Source organism: Butyrivibrio sp. NC2002, from assembly GCF_000702265.1.
Taxonomy (GTDB): domain Bacteria; phylum Bacillota; class Clostridia; order Lachnospirales; family Lachnospiraceae; genus Butyrivibrio.
On the sequence record NZ_KL370880.1, the window covers coordinates 211,190 to 235,677 of the forward strand.

The window sequence follows — 24,488 nt, forward strand, 5'->3', positions numbered from 1 at the left end:
AACTGTGTGTGACAAGCGAGAGGGGATGTCAGCCCCTTTCGCTTGATGCATGTTTTTATATCAAAATAGGAGGAATAAGGAATGCCAACATTTAACCAGTTAGTTCGTAAAGGTCGTCAGACTTCTGAGAAGAAGTCTACAGCTCCGGCTCTTCAGAAAGGATTCAATTCTCTTCATAAGAAGGCAATTGATACTGCATCACCGCAGAAGAGAGGCGTGTGCACAGCTGTTAAGACAGCTACACCTAAAAAGCCTAACTCTGCTCTGAGAAAAATCGCCAGAGTACGTCTTTCAAACGGTATCGAAGTAACAAGCTATATTCCCGGTGAAGGCCACAACCTTCAGGAGCACAGCGTTGTTCTTATCCGTGGCGGAAGAGTTAAGGACCTGCCTGGTACAAGATATCACATTATCCGTGGTACACTTGATACAGCAGGTGTTGCAGACCGTAAGCAGGCTCGCTCCAAGTATGGTGCTAAGAGACCTAAGGCTGCAAAATAATTCAAGTAACTATTAATAAGATCTAATTTTTAAGAAGTGTTGGTATTTCTTATATATACGATAGTCGGAATAAAACAGTATTCAGACTAATATAGATAATTTAGTAAGAAAACCGCACGTACACTAAAATTAGTGAGTACCTATGATCTATAGTAAACGGATGAAGACTGACACTCATCTGTGATTCTAAAGGAGGGAAGAACCGTGCCGCGTAAAGGACATATTGTAAAACGTGACGTATTAGCGGATCCTTTATACGATAATAAGGTTGTAACAAAGCTTATCAACACAGTAATGCTTGATGGTAAGAAGGGTGTTGCACAGAAAATCGTGTATGGTGCATTCGCACAGGTAGAAGAGAAAGCAGGTAAGCCTGCTCTTGAAGTATTCGAGGGTGCTATGAACAACATCATGCCTGCTCTCGAAGTAAAGGCTAGACGTATCGGTGGTGCTACATATCAGGTACCGATCGAGGTTCGTCCGGATAGACGTCAAGCTCTTGCTCTTCGCTGGCTTGTAACATTTTCTCGTAGCAGAGGCGAGAAGACCATGGTTGACAGACTTGCATCAGAGATTATGGATGCATACAACAACACAGGTGCATCTGTAAAGAGAAAAGAAGATATGCACAAGATGGCAGAAGCAAACAAGGCATTTTCACATTACAGATTCTAATTTCGGAATTTTGTGGAAGACTGATCTATTATTATTAGGAGGATAAACCTTTGGCTGAAAGACAATACCCATTGGAGAGAACCAGAAACATTGGTATCATGGCTCACATCGATGCTGGTAAGACCACATTGACAGAGCGTATACTTTTCTATACCGGTGTTAACTACAAGATTGGTGAGACCTACGAAGGTACTGCTACCATGGACTACATGGCTCAGGAGCAGGAGCGTGGTATCACTATCACATCTGCAGCAACAACATGCCATTGGACACCTCAGAAGTTCGCTAAGACTAAGGCTGGCGCTCAGGAGCATCGTATCAACATTATCGACACTCCTGGACACGTTGACTTTACCGTAGAGGTAGAGAGATCTCTTCGTGTACTTGATGGCGCAGTTGGTGTCTTCTCAGCGAAGGAAGGTGTTGAGCCTCAGTCTGAGAACGTATGGCGTCAGGCTGATGGATTTAATGTACCTCGTATGGCATTCATCAACAAGATGGATATCATCGGTGCTGATTATTTCAATGCTGTTGAGCAGATTAGAAATCGTCTTAAGAAGAATGCAATCATGATCGAGATCCCGATCGGTGCAGAAGATAACTTCCAGGGCGTAATCGATTTGTTTGAGATGAAAGCATACATCTACAATGATGATAAGGGTGAAGATATCAATGTTACAGATATCCCGGATGATCTTAAGGATGATGCTGAACTTTACCATAGTGAGCTTGTTGAGAAGATCTGTGATCTTGATGATGAGCTTATGATGGAATACCTTGATGGTAACGAGCCTTCAGAGGATGCTCTTAGAGCAGCTCTTCGTAAGGCAACATGTGAGTGTAAGGCTTTCCCTGTTCTTTGTGGTTCTGCACATAGAAACAGAGGTATCCAGAAGCTTATCGACGCTATCGTAGACTTCATGCCTTCACCCCTTGATATCCCTGCTGCAAACGGAACTGATATGGATGGTAACGAAGTTGAGATCGAGTCAACAGATGATGGCCCGTTCGCAGCACTTGCATTCAAGATCATCAGTGATCCTTTCGTAGGAAAGCTTGCATTCTTCCGTGTATATCGTGGAACAGCAAATGCAGGTTCATATGTACTTAACAGTACAAAAGATAATAAGGAAAGACTTGGACGTATCCTTCAGATGCATGCTGATAAGCGTTCTGACCTTGATAAGGTTTATTCAGGTGATATCGCTGCAGCAGTAGGTCTTAAGAATACAACTACAGGTGATACTCTCTGTGATGAGAAGAACCCTGTAATCCTCGAGTCAATGGAATTCCCGGATCCTGTTATCGAGCTTGCTATCGAGCCTAAGACTAAGGCTGGTCAGCAGAAGCTTGATGAAGCTCTTATGAAGCTTGCTGAAGAAGATCCTACATTCCGTGCACATACTAATACAGAAACTGGTCAGACAATCATCGCTGGTATGGGTGAGCTTCACCTTGATATCATCGTTGATAGATTGCTCAGAGAGTATAAAGTAGAAGCTAACGTTGGTGCACCTCAGGTTGCATATCGTGAAGCTCTTACAAAGGCTTGTGATGTAGATAGTAAGTATGCTAAGCAGTCCGGTGGACGTGGTCAGTATGGTCACTGTAAAGTTCGCTTCGAGCCCATGGATGCAAACGGTGAGAACCTTTACCAGTTTGATAACGAAGTTGTAGGTGGTGCTATTCCTAAGGAATACATTCAGCCTGTAAGTGAAGGTATCGAAGAGGCTATGAAGGCCGGTACTCTTGGTGGATTCCCTGTTGTAGGTGTACATGCTACAGTTTACGACGGATCATATCATGAAGTCGATTCTTCAGAAATGGCATTCCACATTGCCGGATCAATGGCATTCAAAGAAGCTATGCAGAAGGGTGCTCCTGTACTTCTTGAGCCTATCATGAAGGTTGAAGTAACTATGCCTGAAGAGTACATGGGTGATGTTATCGGTGACATTAACTCACGTCGTGGTCGTGTTGAAGGTATGGATGACCTTGGTGGCGGTAAGATCGTTAGAGCATACGTTCCGCTTGCTGAGATGTTTGGATATGCTACAGACCTTCGTTCCAGAACACAGGGACGTGGTAACTACTCAATGTTCTTTGAAAAGTACGAGCCCGTACCGAAGAACATTCAGGAGAAGGTACTTTCAAACAAGAATGCATAATTAAATTATGTAATATAAATGGGGCTTGATGCTGTATTTATTATAATTAAGACAACAAGCCCCTGTTTATACTATTTAAGGCTTGATTTAAAGCCTGGATTCTAATATAATCGATATAGTCGGTTATTATGAAAAAAAATGTTAGAGTGACATTTTTATTTAAGGAGGATATTTAAAAATGGCAAAAGCTAAGTTTGACAGAAGCAAACCGCATGTAAACATTGGTACAATCGGACACGTTGACCATGGTAAGACAACTCTTACAGCAGCTATTACAACTGTTCTTGCTGACAGAGGTTTCAGCCCTGCTGTTGCTTTCGATCAGATCGATAAAGCACCCGAAGAGAAAGAGCGTGGTATCACAATCAACTCTGCTCACATCGAGTATGAGACAGCTTCAAGACACTACGCACACGTTGACTGCCCTGGCCACGCTGACTATGTAAAGAACATGATCACTGGTGCAGCTCAGATGGATGGTTCAATCCTCGTTGTTGCTGCTACTGATGGTGTTATGGCTCAGACAAGAGAGCACGTTCTTCTTGCTCGTCAGGTAGGTGTTCCTTACATCATCGTATTCATGAACAAGTGCGATATGGTTGATGATCCTGAACTTCTTGATCTCGTTGAGATGGAGATCAGAGACCTTCTTACTGAGTATGAGTTCCCTGGAGATGATATTCCGATCATCCGTGGTTCAGCTCTTAAGGCTCTTGAAGATCCTAAGTCTGAGTGGGGCGACAAGGTTATGGAACTTATGGATACTGTTGATTCATACATCCCTGAACCTACTCGTGAGACAGATAAGCCTTTCCTTATGCCTGTTGAGGACGTATTCACAATCACAGGTCGTGGAACAGTTGCTACAGGTCGTGTAGAGAGAGGTCACCTCAACCTTAACGACGAAATCGAAATCGTTGGTATCAAGGAAGAGACAGCTAAGTCTGTATGTACTGGTATCGAGATGTTTCGTAAGACAATGGATTACTGCGAAGCTGGTGACAACGTAGGTCTTCTTCTTCGTGGTGTAGACCGTGATGGTATCCAGAGAGGTCAGTGTATCACAAAGCCCGGCACAGTAACTTGCCACAAGAAGTTCACTGCTGAGGTTTACGTTCTTACAAAGGATGAAGGTGGACGTCATACTCCTTTCTTCAACAACTACAGACCTCAGTTCTACTTCAGAACAACTGACGTTACAGGTGTTTGCAACCTTCCTGAAGGTACAGAAATGTGCATGCCTGGTGACCACGTAACAATGAGCATCGAGCTTATCCACCCCATCGCTATGGAGCAGGGTCTTAAGTTCGCTATCCGTGAAGGTGGTAGAACAGTTGGTTCAGGCCGTGTTGCTACAATCGTAGAATAATTTGAACGCTTGTTTGAACTAAATATGTAAATTTATAACACCCAAATTATGCTTGCATAATTTGGGTGTTTTTATTATTTAATAGACTATATAGAGGTTATGGCTTGGAATAGAAATGATATAATAAGTTGAGTAGGATTATTAGAGCTAAGAATTTGAGGGAAAGTGGATGAGTTCAGGAAAAACTAAGGAAACGATGGCAAATGTTAAAAACGGTGTTATCAGAATGATATTTGCCGTGTTGTCGATAGCTATAGAAGTATTTTTGATCATTCTTATAATAATCAGAATGTACAGGCATATGGTTTGGTTTTCTGTAGCTTTTTCATTGCTTGCTCTTGCTATTGTGCTTGCTTTGTATGGAAAAAAAGAATCTGCCTCCATAAAAATGCCCTGGATACTCTTAATACTCCTTGTTCCGGTAGCAGGACTCACATTCTATCTTCTTGTAGGACAAAACAAAGGCACAAAGAAGATGAGAAAAAGGTATGAAGAGATAGATAAAAAGCTTTTACCACTTTTGCCTGATAATGAAAAAGAGCAGCAAAAGTTAAAGGGAACTTTTCCATACGCTGCTAATATAGCACATTATATCAAGGCATATTCTGGCTATCCTGTATATGAAAATTCTGACATAACGTATTATGATGACGGAATGAAGGGCCTTGAGGCTCAGAAGGAAGAGTTAAGAAAAGCCAAAGACTATATTTTTATGGAGTATCATGCCATAGAAGATGCAGAAAGCTGGCAAGGCATACAGGAAATCCTTGAAGAAAAGGTAAAAGAAGGAGTAGAGGTAAGGGTTTTCTATGACGATATGGGCAGTATCGGCTTTGTTAATACAGACTTTGTCAAGCGCCTTAAAAATGTTGGTATCAATGCCAGGGTTTTCAACCCATTTGCACCGGGACTAAATCTATTCTTAAATAACAGGGATCATAGAAAGATAACGGTAATTGATGGCAAAGTGGGATTTACCGGTGGATATAACCTTGCTAATGAATATTTTCATTTAACTGAGCCTTTTGGCTTTTGGAAAGATACCGGGATTAAGATTGAGGGCGATGCTGTAAAGAGCCTTACAATAACCTTTATGGAGATGTGGAATGCCGTTAAGGCAAAAGATATCGATGATACAAGCTTTGAAAGATATTTAAAGCCTTATGACTATAAGACATCAGAAAGTGGATTTGTTGCTCCTTATGCCGATAGCCCAATGGACAGGATTCACGTTGGAGAAGACGTATATATGAGTATAGCCAATTCTGCACGGGACTATGTCTGGTATGTAACGCCATATCTAATTATCACGGATGAAATGATAAGTGCCCTCACGCTTGCAGCCAGAAGAGGAGTGGACGTAAGGATCATCACACCGGGTATTCCGGATAAAAAGATTGTATATAGTGTGACCAGATCGTATTACAATGTTCTTGTATCAAACGGAGTCAGAATCTTTGAGTATACACCGGGATTTTGTCATGCCAAGATGTCTGTATGCGATGATGTCGTGGCAACCTGTGGGACTATAAATCTCGATTATAGAAGCCTGTATCATCATTTTGAGAATGGCTGTTTTATTGCGGGTAGTCATGTGGTTGATGAAATAAAACACGACTTTGAGGAAATGTTTGCCGTATCCAATGAAGTCACTGAATACTATAGATCAGGAAGAGGCAGGTTCCTTAGATTTGGACAAATGATGTTAAGACTAGTGGCACCTTTGATGTGAAAATGATAATAGGATTGGATATTCTAAACAGTAGATTGTCGCTGAACGCCCAATAAAATTGAAAGGGGCAGAAGGGACTTGATAATTAGAAAAATAAAGGGAATCAGAGGAATATATGAAAAAAGATAATATTATTTTGATCGGAATGCCCGCTTCAGGAAAAAGTACGATGGGTGTAGTTCTTGCAAAGATACTCGGATATAGCTTTTTAGATGCAGACCTTGTTATTCAAAAACGTGAAGGAAGAAAGCTTTCTGAGATTATAGAAGAGCAGGGAATAGAAAATTTCATTGAAATCGAGAACAGAATTAATTCTGAGATTGAAGAAGAAAGGTGCGTGATCGCTACCGGAGGAAGTGTTGTTTACGGAAAAGAGGCGATGGAGCATTACAAAAATATCGGCACAATTGTTTATCTTAAAGTGGGAATGGAGGAACTTACCAAGCGCCTTTTTGATGTGAAACAGCGCGGAGTGGTAATGAGAGAGGGTCAGACTCTTTTATCACTTTATAATGAGAGAAGTACTCTCTATGAAAGGTATGCTGACATTACCATAGATGAAAAAAACCACAACCTTGAAGAAGTGGTTGAGATGACATTAAAGGCTTTGGGAAAATAAGCTTAAATTACTTTATTTTAAGTAAATATCCGTTTATAAAAAACAGAGACTCCTCGCATTTGAGAAGTCTCTGAATTCGTTTACTTATAATCGTAGAATCCTTTGCCGGTATTTATGCCGGTTTCGCCCTTGTCTATTTTTTCTTTTAACAGCTTACCAATCCTGTTGTTCAAGGAGCCCTCATCGTGTGCATCGGGCTTCATCTGATTGATATTATAGGCTGTTTCAAGACCCACGATATCAAGAATTTCAAAGGGCCCCTTGGGGGCACCGGTTGCAAGGCGCCATGTAAGGTCTATTGTTTTGGGATCAGCAACTTCATTTGCCCAAAGAGCCTGCGCTGCCGAAAGGAAAGGCACCAGCATAGAGTTAAGAATATAACCGGGCTGCTCCTTGTGAAGTTCAAGCGGAACCATATTGATCTCAGAAGCAAAAGCCACAACCTTCTTATATATTTCAGGATCTGTTCCGGGATGTCCCATGACCTCCGCTGTGTTATTCTTCCAAATAGTGTTTGCAAAGTGAAGAGAAAGATACTTCGCAGGTCTTCCTGTGTGCTCTGCAAATGTGCTGGGAAGAAGAGTGGATGAGTTGGTAACAAGGATTGTATCCTCATCCAAAAGATTCCTCATTTTCTCATAGACATCTATCTTTGCATCCGGATTCTCAGCCATGGATTCAATGACAATATCTGCACCTTCAACCGCTTTTTTCATATCCAGCTCGATATGGATATTGTCAGTCATGCTCTTTTCACCGGCTTTTATCAGATCATCTATTGCTTCAGCTGTGATCCCATCCCATGATTTGATAAGACCGCGAGGATACATGAGCTTTCCAACCGGATTGCCGATAAGATTTTTAGCTGCTTCAAGGTCATTTAACATAGCCTTTTTATAATGGTCCAGTTTTGGAGTGGTTCTTCCTATTGAAGATTCACTTCTTAACCAGAATGTAACGTCGTGACCGGTATATGCGCACATAAGACCAATCTGTGTTCCAAGGACACCACCACCTGCAACAACTACTTTTTTCATCTCTTGAAGTACCTCCTTTTTTGTAATTTTTCGATTATTAGTTATCTATATTTTAACCTATAAGGAGGCGTTCTGGATACCGCTTTCGTAAATATTTCGCTTAAAAATATCACCCCAAATTATCTGAAATAAAAAAATAATGATTAATCAAAAATAGTACTTGAACTGCGTTAAACAATGCAATATATTTTAAGTGATTAAGGCAATTATGCACATTTAAATTAAGTTAAATTAATTAGTTTAAGGTAAAGGAGATATCCATGTATAACAAAGAACTAAATGAAAACTGGAGGATGCACAGAGTATCAGGTTCTAAGATCATTAATGCAGTTGTGCCCGGAACGGTATACACCGATCTCTTAAGAGAAGGGGAGATGGAGGATCCGTTTTTTAAGGACAATGAGGACAAGGCATTAAAGCTCATGGACTATGACTATGAGTACCTTTGCAGCTTTGATATGCCAAGCGAAGCTAAGAGTCATGAGTACGCTTTTCTTCATTTTGACGGACTTGATACCCTTGCGGATGTTACATTGAACGGAACACTGCTTGGTTCAGTTAATAACATGCACAGAACCTGGGAGTTTGATGTGAAGAAACTTCTTGAAGAGAAAAATGAACTCAAGGTTCTTTTCCATTCCCCCACTAAATTCATAGAAAAGGCTTATGAAGAAGCTCCGACAAAAGGAACCGATGATGCAATGCCGGGATTTGTTCACCTTAGAAAGGCACATTGCATGTTTGGATGGGATTGGGGCGCTCATCTTCCTGATGCAGGTATTTTCAGACCTGTATCTCTTATCTGCTTTGATAAAGCAAGACTTGAAACAGTAGATGTTCGCCAAAGGCACGAGAAAAACTCCGAAGTTTTTCTGGAGATCAAGCCCTCTGTAACAGATGCAGCAAATGCAGGTGCTCTTACAGCAGATGTCGAGATCATAGCTCCCGATGGAAAAACGGCACTCGTTTCCGAAATCGGCACTGAAAATATGGATATTTACAGTGGAAACAGATTCTTTGAAACCAAAAGAGATATAGAACTTGCCAAGGATTATTCGCAGATAAAAATAGAGGATCCCAAGCTTTGGTGGCCTAATGGATACGGCAGCCAGCCTTTATATACAGTGAAGGTTTCTCTTAAAGATGAAAATGGCGATCTTCTTGATACATGGGAGAGAAAAATCGGTCTTCGCACATGCGAACTTAGTACTGAAAAAGACGAGTGGGGCAATGAATTCTGCTTTGTCATAAATGGTAAAAAGATCTTTTCAATGGGCGCGGACTACATTCCGGAGGATCATCTCCTTGGAAGAGTTAATCCCGATGTAACAAGAAAACTTATAAAGAAGGCTGTTTTTGCCAATCATAATTCGATCCGCGTATGGGGAGGTGGTTACTACCCGGACGACTGGTTCTTTGATATTTGTGATGAATACGGAATACTTGTATGGCAGGACTTCATGTTTGCCTGCGGTGTTTATGACCTTACACCTGAGTTTGAGAAAAATATCAAGGCTGAATTCGTAGACAACATCATAAGATTAAGACACCATGCATCCCTTGGACTTATGTGCGGAAACAACGAAATGGAGATGTTCGTCAACTACAGAGTATGGGTGTCCAAGCCTTCAGAGGTAAGAGATTACACCATCATGTACGAGTACATACTTCCTAATATGATGAAAGAATACGCGCCTTATGTTACCTACTGGCCGGCTTCACCCTCATCAGGCGGATGTTTTGACAATCCAAACGATGAAAACAGAGGTGATGTTCATTACTGGGAAGTATGGCATGAGAACAAGCCTTTTTCTGAGTATAGAAAATACTATTTCAGATTCCTCTCAGAGTTTGGCTTCCAGTCTTTCCCTGCTGAAAAGACAATAGACGCCATAACAGATGACCCTGCAGATAAGAATATCTTTTCATATATTATGGAAAAGCATCAGAGAAACGGCGCTGCAAACGGTAAGATACTTAACTACATGCAGCAGACATATCTCTATCCCACAGATTTTTCAACTGTTATCTATGCTTCACAGATGCTGCAGGCAGATGCCATCAGATATGGTGTTGAACACTTCAGAAGAAACAGGGGAAGATGCATGGGTGCTGTTGTATGGCAGCTAAATGACTGCTGGCCTGTTGCATCATGGTCAAGTATAGACTATTGCGGAAGACTTAAGGCACTTCACTATGCTGAAAAGAGATTTTTTGCTCCGATCATGGTTTCCTGCCAGGAAGAAGGAGAGATGACAAGTGACAGGCAGCTCAACTGGCTTCCCAGAGAGATCAAACAGGAAGCTGTGTTCAATGTCTCAAATGAAACATTAAAAGACATCAAAGCTACAGTTAAGTGGGAGCTTAGAAAAGCTAACGCAGAAGTTATAAGGAGCGGCGAAGAAGTACTCGATGTACCTGCGCTGTCAGCAGCTTGGACAGATAAGGTGACATTTGATGATGCTGACAGATTCAGCAATTATGTAAGCTTTAGTGCAGAGGTTGACGGAAAAGTAGTATCATCCGGTACGGTGATATTTACAAGACCCAAATACTTTAAGTATGAAAATCCAAGTCTTACTGCCAAAGTAAACGGCAACAAGATCACTATCTGCGCTGATGCATACGCAAGAGGCGTTGAAATCTTAAATGAAAATGAAGACCTCATCCTTTCCGACAACTATTTTGATATGAATGCCGGAGAAGTTACGGTAGAAGTTTTGGAGGGAGATCCTTCTAAACTCAGACTCAGAAGCGTATATGATATTAGATAAAAAGGCTTAAAAGGACTAGTTTGCAAAAAAATTGGTCGAAAATGCTTATATATAGTATAATCTATTAGAATTATGCTTTGAAAAGAGGTAAAAAATGAAATTAGATGATAAAACCATACTTGTAACGGGAGGAACCGGTTCATTCGGACACTGCTTCACAGAGTATCTTCTTGAGCATTACAATCCAAAGAAGATCATCGTATATTCTCGTGATGAATATAAGCAGTACACCATGGCTAATGAGAAGGTATACAAGGAACATGCAGATCAGATGAGATTTTTCATCGGTGATGTAAGAGACGGCGCACGTATGGAGCGTGCCATGGAAGGCGTTGATTACGTTATCCATGCTGCAGCACTTAAGCAGGTTCCGGCTTGTGAGTATAACCCTGATGAAGCCATTAAGACTAATGTAAACGGTGCACAGAATGTAATAAATGCAGCACTTAACACAGGGGTAAAGCGTGTAGTTGCCCTTTCTACCGATAAGGCTGTTAATCCTGTAAATCTTTATGGTGCTACCAAGATGGTTTCAGACAAACTCTTTATTGCAGCCAATGCTTATGCCGGCAATAAGGATATTAATTTCTCAATAGTAAGATACGGTAATGTTGCCGGAAGCCGCGGATCGATCATTCCGCTGTTCAAGCACCTTATTGAAAAAGGTGAGAAGGAGCTTCCGATCACCGATTACAGAATGACGCGCTTCTGGATAAGCCTTCCTGAGGGAGTCGAGCTTGTTCTTAAGGCTCTTAATGAGGCTAAGGGCGGTGAAACCTTCATAAGTAAGATCCCTTCATTCAAGGTAACAGATCTTGCAGAGGCTATGTGTCCCGGAATTGCTACACGCGAAATAGGTATCCGTCCCGGTGAAAAACTTGATGAGATCATGGTAACAGTAGAGGATGCACCTTTTACATACGAATTTGACAAGCATTTTATCGTATATCCTCAGGTTACATTCAACGATCGTCAGGTACCGGATCCTAAGGGCAAGAAAGTACCTGAAGGATTCTCATACAGCTCAGGCAACAACACAGAATGGATGAGTGTTGAGGACATCAGAAACAGACTTCATGAAGCTGTAGATCATTGATTTTGGCCGGATATTTTTGGAGAGAAAATGAGCGATTTAAACAAAGACAACAAGAGAATCCCTGCAATTTGCGGGGGTTCTCCTGTTAGAAGCAAAAAATTATATTATTCACATCAAAGTATAAATGAAAAGGACATTCAGGCAGTAGTAGATGTCCTTAAAAGTGATTACCTTACAACAGGTCCTGCAATTACTGAGATGGAGAGAAAGCTTTGCGAGCTTACAGGTGCAAAGTATGCCGTTGCTATAAGCAATGATACTGCGGCTCTTCACGTTGCATGTATGGCAGCAGGTGTTGGCAAAGGAGATGAGATAATTACAACTCCCATAACCTTTGCTGCAAGTGCGAACTGCTCACTTTATTGTGGCGGAAGACCTGTTTTTGCAGATATAGACCCCGAGACCTATCAGATAGATCCGGATGAGATTGAAAAGAAAATAACCGATAGAACAAAGGCTGTTATCCCTGTCGATTACACAGGCCAGACACCAGATCTGGCAAGGATCAGAGAAATCTGTGACAGACACGGTCTTGTGATGATCGAAGATGCAGCGCATTCTATCGGAACAAAATATAACGGAGAGCATATCGGAAGAATTGCCGATATGACTACCTTCAGTTTCCATGCGGTAAAGACCATTACCGGAGGAGAAGGCGGAGCAATCGTAACTGACAGCAAAGAGTTATATGACAAATTGCTTTTGTACAGAGCTCATGGAATAACAAGGGATGTTTCTAAGATGAAAAACACACCTGACGGACCATGGTACTATGAGCAGGTTGCTCTTTCAACAAATTACAGGATTACCGATATGCAGGCAGCACTTATCAGCAGTCAGCTTGACAGACTCTCCGAGTTTTCAGAGAGAAGAACTAAGATAAGAGATAAGTACAACGAAGCCTTTTCAAAAATGCCTGAGCTGTTTGTTCAAAAAGAGACTAAAGGCTGCGAATCCACAAGGCACCTTTATATTTTAAGAATAGTTCCTGAAAAGCTAAGGATTGGAAGGAAGGAATTCTTTGAAGCTCTCGGAGCAGAGAACATCGTATGTAATGTTCACTATATTCCTACTTACTATTTCCCTTATTATCAGGAAATGGGATATAAAAAAGGATTATGTCCAAATGCTGAAAAGCTTTATGATGAGATGATAACTATCCCGCTCTATTCGGGAATGAGTGACAGCGACGCAGATGACGTAATAGAAGCGGTTACGCGCATTGTTGAATATTACAGAAAATAATGATGCAGAGCTCTGCGTAAATGATGATAAGAAAAAATAAGACAGTTTAGGAAATGATATGAGTGCAATAGCAATAATTACAGCAAGGGGAGGCAGCAAGAGGATCCCCAGAAAAAATATCAGAGAGTTTTGCGGGAAGCCGATAATAAATTACTCTATAGAGGCTGCACTTGAGTCCGGAATATTTGATGAAGTCATGGTATCAACCGATGACGAAGAGATAGCTCAGATAGCAAGAAAAGCCGGAGCCAATGTCCCTTTTTTCAGATCTGAAGAGACATCAAGCGATACAGCCACAACAGCGGACGTTTTGCTGGAAGTACTCGATGAGTATGAAAAGCGCGGGAAAACTTATGAGTACGGATGCTGCATCTATCCTACAGCGCCATTTATTACAGCAGAAAAGCTAAAGGATGCGATGGATAAGCTTGTAAAAAGCGGGGCGGAGTCAATTGTTCCGATGCAAGAGTTCTCCTATCCTCCGCAGAGAGGTCTGTTTATAGACGAAGAAGGGCTTGTTAAGATGCTTCATCCTGAATATGCAACTACCAGAAGCCAGGATCTTCAGAAACAGTACCATGAGTGTGGCCAGTTCTATATTTTCAGAAATGATGCATTCAAGATCCAGAAGGACACAACCATGGAAAGATCAATTCCGTACATAATCGACCCGATGGAGTCACAGGACATTGATACCGAATCCGACTGGAGATTTGCTGAGATGAAGTATAGTTTTCTTAGCATGGAAAAGAGTCATGATGAATTAAGACGGGCCATAGAAAAAAGGCTTGATGAAATTCTGTAACAGACAGGAGTATAGATAATTAATGCATTTAAATGAGTGTTTAGAAAAAAACAGAGCATATATAATTGCCGAGATGAGTGCCAACCACGGCGGATCGCTTGAGAATGCCCTTAAGATAGTAGAGGCGGCTGCAAAAGCCGGTGCTGACTGTCTTAAGACACAGACCTATACAGCAGATACAATAACAATAGACTGCGATGCCGAGGCATTTAAGATCCACGGAGGACTTTGGGACGGATACAATCTCCACGATCTGTATAAAGAAGCATACACTCCCTGGGAATGGATGGAGACTATCAAGAAAAAATGTGAAGAGTGTGGAATAGATTTTTTGTCCACGCCTTTTGATACAACATCTGTTGATTATCTGGAGAATATAGGCGAGGAATTCTATAAGATAGCATCTTTTGAACTGGTTGATATCCCGCTTATCAAATATATCGCAAGAACAGGCAAGCCCATCATCATGTCTACCGGTATGGGAAGCGAAGAGGAAATAAGAGAAGCAATAGATGCTATACGATCAGAGGGGAATGACAACATAATCATTCTTAAGTGCTGCAGCGTATATCCGACAGTTTCTGCCGACCTGAACCTCAGGACTATCCCTGATATGAGGGATAAATTCAAAGTGCCTGTCGGATTATCCGATCATTCCATGGGAGGAACTGCAGCAATTGCGGCAGCAGCTCTTGGCGCGGTTGTTATAGAAAAGCATTTTTGCCTGGACAGACAGATACCTTCCGCTGACTCAGCATTCTCCATGGAACCTGCTGAATTTGCCGACATGGTAAAGGGTGTCCATGATGCAGAACTTGCCCTTGGAAAAATATTCTACGGCCCCACAGAAGCTGAGGCAGGCGAATACACAAACAGACGCTCATTGTTTGTTGTAGAGGACATGAAGAAGGGCGATAAGTTTGATGATAAAAATGTGCGCAGTATACGCTCATATAACATACAGGGAATGAAGCCAAAGCACTACGAAGAAGTTATGGGAAAAACTGCAAAGGCGGATTACAAGAGAGGAACTCCGCTGGATTGGAGTATGATTGAATAAGATAGCTATTCGTGTGGATGCAAATGAAATAGTAGCGACGGGGCATGTCATGCGCTGCAGGACTATCGCTGATAGTCTTGAGCAAATGGGAGGCTCTGTCGTTTTTGTGTCTGCTGATGATAATATAATTCCATACATTGGAGAGAATTATAACTACAGGATACTTGAATCAGACTGGAGAGAGCTTGATGCGGAAGTAAACGTTTTGATTGATCTTCTTCACGAGAGCGGGGTAGACAGGCTCCTCCTTGATACCTATTATGCGACTGCGGATTATATCAAAAAACTAAAAGAAAACGGCATCAAGGTCATGTATATCGATGATATGCAAAAGGAAATATATCCTGCAGACGTAATACTAAATTACAGTCCCGGAGCACCGTATCTTGATTACGAGAAAATGTACGAGGGCGAGAATGTAAGATTTTTGCTTGGCACAAAATACATACCTTTAAGGGCACAGTTTACAAGAAGAGGAAATTCAAAAAAAGCAGATACAAGTTTTGTAAATGCAATTGGAACTGATGGAGAGGCTCTCAAAAATATAGATATCATAGCAATGGAAAATATAAATTGTTCAGAAGGCGCCCACAGAACCTTCGGCTATGAAAAAAACGGGATAAAGAATATATTCCTGACAACAGGCGGAGCAGACAGCATGGGATTATCAGATCTGATCGCAACTGCCATACTCAGAGATCCGGAGCTTAAATTTAGAGAAAGCGGAAAAAAGATACACCTTCTGGCAGGCAGATTTTTCAGAGTAAACGAGAGAATCCAGCAGTATATAGAGGATGGGAATGTAATCCTTCATCAGAATGTGGATAACGTAGCTGACATCATGGAAATGTGCGACGTTGGAATAACCCCTGCGGGAACAACGCTTTTTGAACTGTGCAGCCTTGGCATACCTTGCATAAGCTTTGTCTTTGTGGAAAATCAGGAACCCGATGCAGAGTATTTTAACCGGGAGAAACTGGCTCCTTATGCAGGAGATTTCAGAGAAGACGACAGACAGGTCATCCAGAACATCCTAAACACATTAAAGGAATTTGCCAAAATGGATTCTGCTGATATTCTTGAGCACTCCGGAAAACTGAAAAATGAAATAGATGGCAGGGGTGCTGAGAGGATAGCTGCGGCTTTAACAGAAATGTAAGCACATGCATAAGCATTACATAAAAATTTTTTTAGAGGTAGTAACGTGAAAAGTATATTCATACTTGGAGCAAGTATGCTCCAGATTCCTGCGATAAAAAAAGCAAAAGAAAAAGGCCTTTACGTGTATGCTCTTGACTATGACGAGCATGCAGAAGGAATACAATATGCGGATGAATTCCTGTGCATAAGTACGATAGATAAAGAGGCAGTACTTGAGGCTGCCAAAAAATACAAGCCTGATTACATCATTACTTCCACAAGTGACATGCCGGTTCGCACGGTCGCATGGGTTAACGAACAGCTTCATAGAGACTGTGATATATCCTATGAAAACGCAATCTGTGCAACAGATAAGGCATCCATGAGGATGCGCATGAAAGAGTGCGGAGTACCGATTCCTGAGTTTCATATAATTGAAGATAAAAAGCAGTACATAGAAATTGCCAAAGGAATGGGAAAAGTGTTCGTCAGTAAGCCTGCGGATAACGCCGCAAGCAGAGGCGTAGTACTGGTGGATACGGAAAATAAGAAGGAAGTTCTGGAAGGAATCGGAGATTTCGGCAAAGACCTTGATATGACAGACGAAGAATTCTTTGGGAAAATCTACGAGTACAGTAAAGAGTATTCAAGAGGCGGCGCTGTTCTTATAGAAGAGTTCATGACAGGATCTGAAGTCAGCGTTGAGTCAATTACAGTAAACGGAGAAACGCATATTATTACAATAACGGATAAGATGGTGACAGAAGTTCCGTTTTTCGTTGAAACCGGACACACAGAGCCATCATCCCTTCCTAAAGACGTGCAGGATGATATAAGGAATGTCGCAACCAAAGCTATAAAAGCTATCGGTATAAAAAACGGACCTTCGCATACAGAAATTAAAATAACAAAAAGTGGAGCAAAACTTGTCGAAATTGCGGCAAGACTTGGGGGAGACTTTATTACATCCAGGCTTGTTCCGCTTTCCACAGGAGTTGACCTGACAGACCTGTGTATGGAACTGTCTTTAGGTCATAATGTCACAGTCGATAAGACTCTTGATCAAGGATCTGCCATACGATTCATTTTTGATTCGGAGGATTCAGAAAATAGCCGTATTATTAAATCGATTTCAGGGCAGGAACAAGCTGCCGAAATGCCCGGAGTAGAAGAGGTTTCCATATATAAAAAGCCGGGTGATAAGGCCTGCCATCTTACTAATAGCGGGGACAGAATAGGACATATCATCGCCACAGGAAGAGATGCAAAACAGGCAGCTGAGCGCGCAGAAGCAGCAATGAAAAAAATCACTATAATATACCAATAACAATATAGCCACCACATATTATAGATGTGATGGCTATATTTTCCATTCAAGAATCCTCAATAATAATATATGCTAAAGAAGAAAAAACCACACGCTTTTTTGTGATATAATTTGTTTATATTTTTAATGTTGTTTTTGAGGGGGAAACTGAATAATGTCTGTACATGAAAACAAGGCTGTTACTGATGTGCAGGAAAATGAGAATGGTTTCATGCTTAAAGTGGCTACTTTTATAGTAGACAAGAGGAACCTGTTTTTCCTGTTGTTTGCGATCGCGGCAATTTTCAGCGCTATTGCTTCCGGACTGGTCAAAGTCGAGGATTCACTTCCTGCTTACCTTCCGGATTCTTTTGAAACCAGTGTTGGTCTGGATCTGATGGAGAAGGAATTCACCACCTACGGATCAGCAAAAGTCATGGTCTCAAATATTGTCTATGATGCCGCAGATAAAATTGCTGAGGATATAAGAAAACGCGATGATGTAGCAATGCTTTCATTCGATGAAACATCGGATCACTACAATAATTTTTCTGCGCTGTTTGATATTACCTTCAAATACGAAGAGACCGATGAGAGGGCACTTGCAGGGCTTTCCGAGATAGAGGAGATGCTCTCTGACTATGACATCTATGTATCCACTTCTATGGGTAATGCATCTGCAGAAACCATAGAATCCGAGATGAAGGTTGTCAGCGCTCTTGTAGTGGTGATCGTTCTTATTGTTTTGTTTCTTACTTCCCAGACTTATGCGGAAATTCCCGTACTTTTAATAACGTTTGGCGCTGCAGCTATCATGTCTGCAGGTACTAATTTTATTCTCGGAACAATTTCTTTTGTATCTGATTCCGTAACCATAGTTCTTCAGCTTGCGCTGTCAATTGACTATGCAGTTATCTTTTGTAACAGATATAAGGAAGAGCATGAACATCTAAACATAAGGGAAGCAGATATAATTGCGCTTAGTAAGGCAATCCCTGAGATTTCTTCAAGTTCACTTACCACAATAGGCGGTCTTATAGCCATGATGTTCATGCAGTTCGGAATAGGTCGTGATATGGCGATATGTCTGATAAAGGCTATTTTCCTTAGCCTTATTGCTGTATTTCTTCTTATGCCCGGACTTCTTATGCTCTTTGGACCTCTTATGGATAAAACAAAGCATAAGAGCTTCGTTCCCAAGATTCCGTGGGTCGGCAAACTCGATTATCACTCAAGATTTATTGTGCCGCCTGTATTTGTAGCAGTCATTGTAATTGCGTTCATAATCCAGAACAAGTGCCCCTTTGTTTATGGTTATTCCAAAATAGAAACTCCTATCCAAAACGAAAATCAGATTGCAAATGAAATGATAACGGAGAGCTTTGGCGACTCCAATTTTGTAGCTGTCATAGTTCCCTCGGGACAATATGATACTGAGAAAAAACTGATAAAGACCTACGAGTCATGTTCCGAAGTAAAAAGCGTTCAGGGCCTTGCAAATATAGAGGCCATGGATGGTTATTGTCTTGCGGATAAGCTGACTGCGAGAGAGTTTTCAGAGCTACTTGAACTGGACTACGAAGTGGCGCAGCTTCTTTATATGGCCTATGCGGTAAATGATGAAAACTATGCAAAGCTGATAAACGGGCTATCTTCCTATGGCGTTCCTCTTATAGATATGATCATGTTTTTACATGATGAGGTAGAAGAAGGATACGTTACACTTGAAGGTGATATGAAAGAAACACTTGATGATGCTTATGAGCAGATGTCGATCGCCAAGAATCAGCTGCAGGGAGAAAATTATAGCAGAATGCTTGTGTATTTAAATCTTCCGCAGGAAGGCGAGGAAACCTTTGGATTCCTTGATGAGATGCACAAAATTGCAAACAGATACTATGACGGACAGATACTGGTAATAGGCGAAGCAACGAGCCAATATGACCTTCAGAAGACATTTGCTGTGGATAATACCGTTGTAACAATTATTTCCATACTGGCAGTACTTGTTGTGCTATTGTTTACCTTCAAGTCAGCAGGAATGCCGGTGCTTCTTATAGCAGTTATTGAGGGTGCAATCTGGATCAACTTCGCATATCCGACAATTGTGGATAACAACATATTCTTCATGACCTATCTGATAGTTTCATCAATTCAGATGGGTGCAAATATCGACTATGCGATCGTAATATCCGGCAGATTCATGGAATTAAAGGATAAGATGTCACATAAGGATGCCATCGTAGAGACTATGAATTTTGCATTCCCGACTATCATTACATCGGGATCAATGCTCGCCCTTGCGGGAATCGCCATAGGTCAACTCACATCTGACGGCGCTATCTGTGGTATCGGACAGTGCCTGGGCAGAGGAACAATTATCTCCATACTTCTTGTTATGTTCGTACTTCCTCAGATACTGCTTATCGGAGCAAAGATAATAGATAAGACATCATTTGAAGTGACTGTCCCGCTTGCTGTTGAAAGAGAAGCCGGTCTTATGCGTATAGACGGAATGATCCAGGGCCAGATAAACGGAACTGTTATAGGTGAAGTACATGCGGTAGTAAGAGGCGATGTCAAAGCCCTCGTACAAAGCGGAAATATTCAGAAGCTTGAAGAGGAGGAAGAGACAGTATGAGAAAGAAAACAGGATTATTTTTTCAAAATACACTATGCGTTCTTACTATAGCAGCAATTACGGCAGGTGGCATGAATACAGCTGTTTACGCTAAAGAGGCAGATGAGAGCATAAATACAGATGAAAGTACGAATGCAGATGAAAGTTCAAATGCAGGGCAAAACAAAGAGACTGGTGAAACTGCAAAGGAAGAAGGAGAAGCTGGTGAGCCTTTGGATGAGCAGGCACAGGAACCCATCGTATATGAAGATGTGACAATAAAAAATGTCGACGATTTTTTGAAGTTTGCAGAGGCCTGCAAGATAGATGCCTGGTCACTTAATAAAAATGTAAAGCTGGAAGAGGACATAAATCTTCGCGATACGGATTTTGAAACAGTTCCGTATTTTAACGGAATATTTGACGGCAACTCCCATACAATAAAGGGATATGAACTGCAGGAGGGCGGCTACATAACCGGCGTCTTCAGATATGTAGGCCCTTGTGGAATGATCGAAAACCTGAATGTACAGGGCGACATCGACATGGCTGATGAGCAGAGAGTAACAGGCGGTCTGTGCGGTGTTAACTGCGGCGTGATTTCAGGATGTTCCTTTAAGGGACTGATGAGCGGAAACAATACGGTTGGCTGTATTGCCGCCATAAATGAAAACACAGGACTTATCACTAAATGTGTGAACAGTGCCCACGTTTCGGGATACAACTTCACAGGAGGTATCACGGGAAAAAACTATGGCGTAATATCCGGCTGCACCAATAACGGCGATATCAACGATAACGAAGAGTGGGTTATAAAGGATGATGAAAAGGGCGACAGCATTATTGAATCAATAAGTGCTGCTCAGAATAAAGAAGATATCAAGGAAATTGTAATAAGCGGAATAGATACAGGCGGAATAACAGGCTATTCAACAGGAAGCATCATAAGGTGCACCAACAACGGTAATATCGGTTACGACCATGTGGGCTACAACGTGGGCGGAATTGCCGGAAGACAGATGGGCATTATCTCTTACAGCACTAACAAGGGAAATATATATGGCAGAAAAGATATAGGCGGCATTGTAGGGCAGATGGAGCCTTACCTTGAAAAAGATGATATGCAGACTCTTCCTGAGGCGGCAGATAAACTCCATGACCTTATCGAAAAGACAATAAATGATATGGATGGAAGTGTTGATACGATTTCATCAGATATTACAAGTCTCACGGGATATGCTGACGGCGTAGTTGATGATGGAAGAGTTCTTACGGGAGAACTAACTGATTCTGTCAATCAGAATGCAGAAGTCATAAATGCAGTTATAGAGCGCTTTGAATATGTTATGGACAACCTTCCGGGGATAGTTGATAACGTTTCGACAGCAGCTGACAGCCTGGGATATTTTGGCAAATCCCTTGCAAGGATCGTTGAAGATGTCAATTATAATTCCAATGTGACAGATTCAGACAGGGAAAGTATTAGTAGGTCAAAAGATAATATTTACAAGACATACAGTGATACCGAAGAGACTGCAAGGCGCGTAACAGAGCTTACAGAGAGAATAAATGATCTCATGTATGAGACAGACGCCGAAGGAAATAAGAAGTTCCGCAACCTTACAGAAGAAGAGGAGCAGGAACTAAACGGTTACCTTGCAGAACTTCAGCAGATTTCCGGACAGAGCGGATCTGACATATCCGGAATGATGGGTGATTTTTCCAATATTGTAGAGACCTATAAGCCATACGTTGAAACAGGAACGGATGAAGCTATAGGTGAAATCGATAATGCAGTTGCAGCACTTCAGGATGCGCAGGGAGATTTAAGAAAAGCAAGTCAGGGAGCACGCAGCATAATCGATTATCTTAATTCTCAGTCGGAATTAAGATTCCACGGTCTTACAAGCACATGGGATAACAGCCTCGATTCGCTTCATTCCAATCTCAAGGGTATCACAGGTTCTCTTGAAAGCATTAACACTGATGGCAAAAACTCATCACATACATTAAATGATGACATTGCTGCAGTTAATGATCAGGTCAATGTGATCTACCATATAGTGTCGGATAAATTTGATATTTTGCAGAATGATGATGCAGAGATGTTTGTTGACGTATCTGACGAAGAGCTTGAAGCAGCAAAGACAGGGCGAGTTGACAGCTCCAAAAATACAGGAACGATAAAAGGCGACATTGATATAGGCGGAATTGCAGGATCCATGGCTATTGATGAGGAGGACCCGGAAGAAAATGCAGCAGGTAATGTCAATATAGGATCCGGAAGCAAATATACACTTAAAAACATAATATACGAGTGCAAAAATGATGCTTTCGTTCAGTCAAAAAAAGACGGATCGGGACTTATAGTTGGATATATGGCGCAGGGCGTGGTATCCGGCTGTGAGGGATACGGTCTTGCAAAGAGCTCAGAAGGAAGCTACACCGGAGGAATTGCAGGAGAATCCCTTTCGATAATAAGAGACAGCTATTCTATATGTCTTCTTGACGGAAACAAATATGTCGGCGGAATAACAGGTTATGGAACAACCATCAGCGGCTGCACCGCACTTCCGACCTGGGAAAAAGTACCTGCAGAAAGATATGGCGCAATAGCAGGAATAGTTAATACAGATACTGACACTCATGAGATGAAGATGGAGAACATCAAAAATAACGTATTCGTTGAGGGCCAGATTCAGGGCATTGATGATATAAGCTACGAGAACATAGCCGAGGAAATTACCTACAATAAGCTGATAAATACCTATGGTATTCCAAGTGAGTACTCACATTTGAAAGTCACATATATGGTGGATGATGAAAAGATCGGTGAACAGGAGCTTTCATATGGAGAGAGTCTCTCAAGGCTTAAGTATCCCGATGGTGAGTACAGAGACGGATTCTACATAAAATGGCCTGACAAGTCTGATGAAATAATGGAAGGAAACTATGTTATATCCGGAGAGTACATCGCTACTAAAAAGGCAATTGAAAGTACGAACAGATATACCGATACTGAAAAGCCATTGGTGCTTCTCGGAGGAAGCTTTGGAACAGATGCCAAGGTTGATGCAAGGATAGTAGAAGATGAGGAAAAAGACCAGTCAGACAGGCTTGTTCCAAACGATAAGATTATATATGAGATCAAGATAGATGAAGGAACAACTTCACAGTCTGAGGATAAGAGAATAAGAATCTATAACCCGTATTCAAAGAGAGCCAAAGTTATGAAATTAGAAGACGGAAAATGGATAGGGATAGATTCAAAGAATGTGGGAAGCTATATAGAAATCGGCATTACAGATAATGAAGCAACCTATGCTATCGAAGATAATATCTCAAGGATATATACGATCATCAAAGCAGCTTTAGCCGCAGTCGTACTGGTTCTTCTAATCGTGCTTGTGATCATTTTGAGAAAGATAATAGCAAGAAGAAAAAATTCGGTTAAAAAAGAAGGCGGAAAAAAGGTAAAAAATAAAAAGAGCAGAAAAACCGAAGAAAAGAAAGAAGATAACAAAGAAGACAACAAAGACAACAAGGATAATAAAGAAAGCACAGAAGAAACAGACAAAAAAGAATGAGAAATGATCGGAGAGCTTTATGAAAAGTAGAAATATATTTAGAAAAACAGTATATCTGATGGCGCTTTTTTCTCTTGTATTACTATTTGGAAATTCCATGAGTGCAAATGCAGAAACAAAGGCAGAACCGGTTAAGGTTACCGGGGTAAAGCAGGCAAGATGGTTTACCAACACAGGGAGAGTTCTTGCAGTCTGGGATAAGCAGAACGTATCCGGATATGAATATGTTTTCATGGATCAAAATGGAAAAGAGCTATCCAAAGGATTCACTGCGAAGAACTATTATGAGCACAATGTAAATAACGCTAACTATTACTTTATAAAGGTTCGAGCTATAGGCGTCGTGAACGGCAAGATGGCAAGTGCGGATTATTCTGATACGGCATGCCTTTTTGCCCAGCCCATGATGATTTCTGTTAATTACGGAGACTCCTATAAGGTATCTGTTAAAAACGGGAAAATGTACCTTAAGTGGAAAAGAACAAAGACTGCCTCCGGGTACAGGATCTATATCTCAAACAAAAGAGACAGCGGATATAAACTCGTAAAAACTATAAAAAACAGAAAAAAGAATGATGCTGTGATAACAAGGTTTAAACATAAGAGCTTTAAAACCAATAAAAAGTACTATGTATATGTGCAGGCAATAAGAAAATATCAGGGAAGAACCTACACAAGCGGAGTTAATTATGTCTGGAAATACAAAAACGGAAAGGTAAAGCAGACAAATTATTACGGCAAATACTGATATGGA

At 41.2% G+C, this 24,488-nt stretch carries 17 protein-coding genes; 16 read left to right on the forward strand and 1 reads right to left on the reverse strand.

The features are described 5' to 3' along the window. Nucleotides 1–81: 81 nt before the first annotated feature. From rpsL to T543_RS08155, 6 genes are all read left to right on the forward strand, one after another. Entirely contained in the window at nucleotides 82–501 is a 420-nt protein-coding gene (rpsL, locus tag T543_RS08130) for a 30S ribosomal protein S12 (protein WP_026493590.1), read from the forward strand. Nucleotides 502–705: 204 nt separating this feature from the next. Beyond that, on the forward strand, nucleotides 706–1,176 hold the full coding sequence (gene rpsG, locus T543_RS08135) for a 30S ribosomal protein S7 (protein WP_035767510.1): 471 nt from the start codon (nucleotides 706–708) through the stop codon (nucleotides 1,174–1,176). A 50-nt stretch (nucleotides 1,177–1,226) separates the two neighbouring features. Continuing rightward, entirely contained in the window at nucleotides 1,227–3,344 is a 2,118-nt protein-coding gene (fusA, locus tag T543_RS08140) for an elongation factor G (RefSeq protein ID WP_035767512.1), read from the forward strand. Nucleotides 3,345–3,522: 178 nt separating this feature from the next. After that, on the forward strand, nucleotides 3,523–4,713 hold the full coding sequence (gene tuf, locus T543_RS08145; protein WP_035767514.1) for an elongation factor Tu: 1,191 nt from the start codon (nucleotides 3,523–3,525) through the stop codon (nucleotides 4,711–4,713). 169 nt (nucleotides 4,714–4,882) lie between these two features. Continuing rightward, complete coding sequence (cls, locus tag T543_RS08150; protein WP_051638631.1) at nucleotides 4,883–6,445, forward strand: cardiolipin synthase; 1,563 nt, start codon at nucleotides 4,883–4,885, stop codon at nucleotides 6,443–6,445. A 115-nt stretch (nucleotides 6,446–6,560) separates the two neighbouring features. Beyond that, on the forward strand, nucleotides 6,561–7,064 hold the full coding sequence (locus T543_RS08155; protein WP_035767516.1) for a shikimate kinase: 504 nt from the start codon (nucleotides 6,561–6,563) through the stop codon (nucleotides 7,062–7,064). 80 nt (nucleotides 7,065–7,144) lie between these two features. On the opposite strand, the gene T543_RS08160 is transcribed toward T543_RS08155, so the two are convergent. Then, nucleotides 7,145–8,101, reverse strand: a complete 957-nt coding sequence (locus T543_RS08160) for a 3-hydroxyacyl-CoA dehydrogenase (RefSeq protein WP_035767518.1) — start codon at nucleotides 8,099–8,101, stop codon at nucleotides 7,145–7,147. A gap of 260 nt (nucleotides 8,102–8,361) precedes the next feature. Between T543_RS08160 and T543_RS08165 the strand changes: the two genes are divergently transcribed. The 10 genes from T543_RS08165 to T543_RS08210 all read left to right on the forward strand — a co-directional run bounded on the left by T543_RS08165 (nucleotide 8,362) and on the right by T543_RS08210 (nucleotide 24,482). Then, nucleotides 8,362–10,875 carry a beta-mannosidase gene (locus T543_RS08165; protein WP_035767520.1) on the forward strand — a complete coding sequence of 838 codons (2,514 nt, stop codon included), beginning with the start codon at nucleotides 8,362–8,364 and terminating at the stop codon, nucleotides 10,873–10,875. A 94-nt stretch (nucleotides 10,876–10,969) separates the two neighbouring features. Continuing rightward, on the forward strand, nucleotides 10,970–11,971 hold the full coding sequence (pseB, locus tag T543_RS08170; protein WP_035767522.1) for a UDP-N-acetylglucosamine 4,6-dehydratase (inverting): 1,002 nt from the start codon (nucleotides 10,970–10,972) through the stop codon (nucleotides 11,969–11,971). Between the two features lie 27 nt (nucleotides 11,972–11,998). Beyond that, nucleotides 11,999–13,216 (forward strand): UDP-4-amino-4,6-dideoxy-N-acetyl-beta-L-altrosamine transaminase, encoded by a 1,218-nt coding sequence (gene pseC / locus T543_RS08175; protein WP_035767524.1) that lies wholly within the window; start codon nucleotides 11,999–12,001, stop codon nucleotides 13,214–13,216. A gap of 58 nt (nucleotides 13,217–13,274) precedes the next feature. Next, nucleotides 13,275–14,021: a pseudaminic acid cytidylyltransferase gene (pseF, locus tag T543_RS08180; RefSeq protein WP_035767526.1), complete on the forward strand. Its 747-nt coding sequence runs from the start codon at nucleotides 13,275–13,277 to the stop codon at nucleotides 14,019–14,021. Nucleotides 14,022–14,043: 22 nt separating this feature from the next. Continuing rightward, complete coding sequence (gene pseI, locus T543_RS08185) at nucleotides 14,044–15,081, forward strand: pseudaminic acid synthase (protein ID WP_035767528.1); 1,038 nt, start codon at nucleotides 14,044–14,046, stop codon at nucleotides 15,079–15,081. Beyond that, nucleotides 15,074–16,240, forward strand: a complete 1,167-nt coding sequence (locus tag T543_RS08190; RefSeq protein WP_035767529.1) for a PseG/SpsG family protein — start codon at nucleotides 15,074–15,076, stop codon at nucleotides 16,238–16,240. The genes pseI and T543_RS08190 overlap by 8 nt, the downstream gene beginning before the upstream one ends. Before the next feature lie 45 nt (nucleotides 16,241–16,285). Next, complete coding sequence (locus T543_RS08195; RefSeq protein WP_051638632.1) at nucleotides 16,286–17,548, forward strand: ATP-grasp domain-containing protein; 1,263 nt, start codon at nucleotides 16,286–16,288, stop codon at nucleotides 17,546–17,548. A 154-nt stretch (nucleotides 17,549–17,702) separates the two neighbouring features. Beyond that, nucleotides 17,703–20,168: an MMPL family transporter gene (locus tag T543_RS08200; RefSeq protein ID WP_035767530.1), complete on the forward strand. Its 2,466-nt coding sequence runs from the start codon at nucleotides 17,703–17,705 to the stop codon at nucleotides 20,166–20,168. Beyond that, entirely contained in the window at nucleotides 20,165–23,734 is a 3,570-nt protein-coding gene (locus T543_RS08205) for a hypothetical protein (RefSeq protein ID WP_035767531.1), read from the forward strand. The genes T543_RS08200 and T543_RS08205 overlap by 4 nt, the downstream gene beginning before the upstream one ends. 19 nt (nucleotides 23,735–23,753) lie before the next feature. Then, entirely contained in the window at nucleotides 23,754–24,482 is a 729-nt protein-coding gene (locus T543_RS08210) for a hypothetical protein (protein ID WP_035767532.1), read from the forward strand. Nucleotides 24,483–24,488: the final 6 nt, after the last annotated feature.

What these genes read in the sequence shown, in the direction of transcription:
- rpsL (WP_026493590.1), top strand. Translation starts at nt 82, where the DNA reads ATGCCAACATTTAACCAGTTAGTTCGTAAAGGTCGTCAGACTTCTGAG.
- tuf (WP_035767514.1), top strand. Translation starts at nt 3,523, where the DNA reads ATGGCAAAAGCTAAGTTTGACAGAAGCAAACCGCATGTAAACATTGGT.
- cls (WP_051638631.1), top strand. Translation starts at nt 4,883, where the DNA reads ATGAGTTCAGGAAAAACTAAGGAAACGATGGCAAATGTTAAAAACGGT.
- T543_RS08155 (WP_035767516.1), top strand. Translation starts at nt 6,561, where the DNA reads ATGAAAAAAGATAATATTATTTTGATCGGAATGCCCGCTTCAGGAAAA.
- T543_RS08160 (WP_035767518.1), bottom strand. Translation starts at nt 8,101, where the DNA reads ATGAAAAAAGTAGTTGTTGCAGGTGGTGGTGTCCTTGGAACACAGATT.
- T543_RS08165 (WP_035767520.1), top strand. Translation starts at nt 8,362, where the DNA reads ATGTATAACAAAGAACTAAATGAAAACTGGAGGATGCACAGAGTATCA.
- pseB (WP_035767522.1), top strand. Translation starts at nt 10,970, where the DNA reads ATGAAATTAGATGATAAAACCATACTTGTAACGGGAGGAACCGGTTCA.
- pseC (WP_035767524.1), top strand. Translation starts at nt 11,999, where the DNA reads ATGAGCGATTTAAACAAAGACAACAAGAGAATCCCTGCAATTTGCGGG.
- pseF (WP_035767526.1), top strand. Translation starts at nt 13,275, where the DNA reads ATGAGTGCAATAGCAATAATTACAGCAAGGGGAGGCAGCAAGAGGATC.
- pseI (WP_035767528.1), top strand. Translation starts at nt 14,044, where the DNA reads ATGCATTTAAATGAGTGTTTAGAAAAAAACAGAGCATATATAATTGCC.
- T543_RS08200 (WP_035767530.1), top strand. Translation starts at nt 17,703, where the DNA reads ATGTCTGTACATGAAAACAAGGCTGTTACTGATGTGCAGGAAAATGAG.
- T543_RS08205 (WP_035767531.1), top strand. Translation starts at nt 20,165, where the DNA reads ATGAGAAAGAAAACAGGATTATTTTTTCAAAATACACTATGCGTTCTT.
- T543_RS08210 (WP_035767532.1), top strand. Translation starts at nt 23,754, where the DNA reads ATGAAAAGTAGAAATATATTTAGAAAAACAGTATATCTGATGGCGCTT.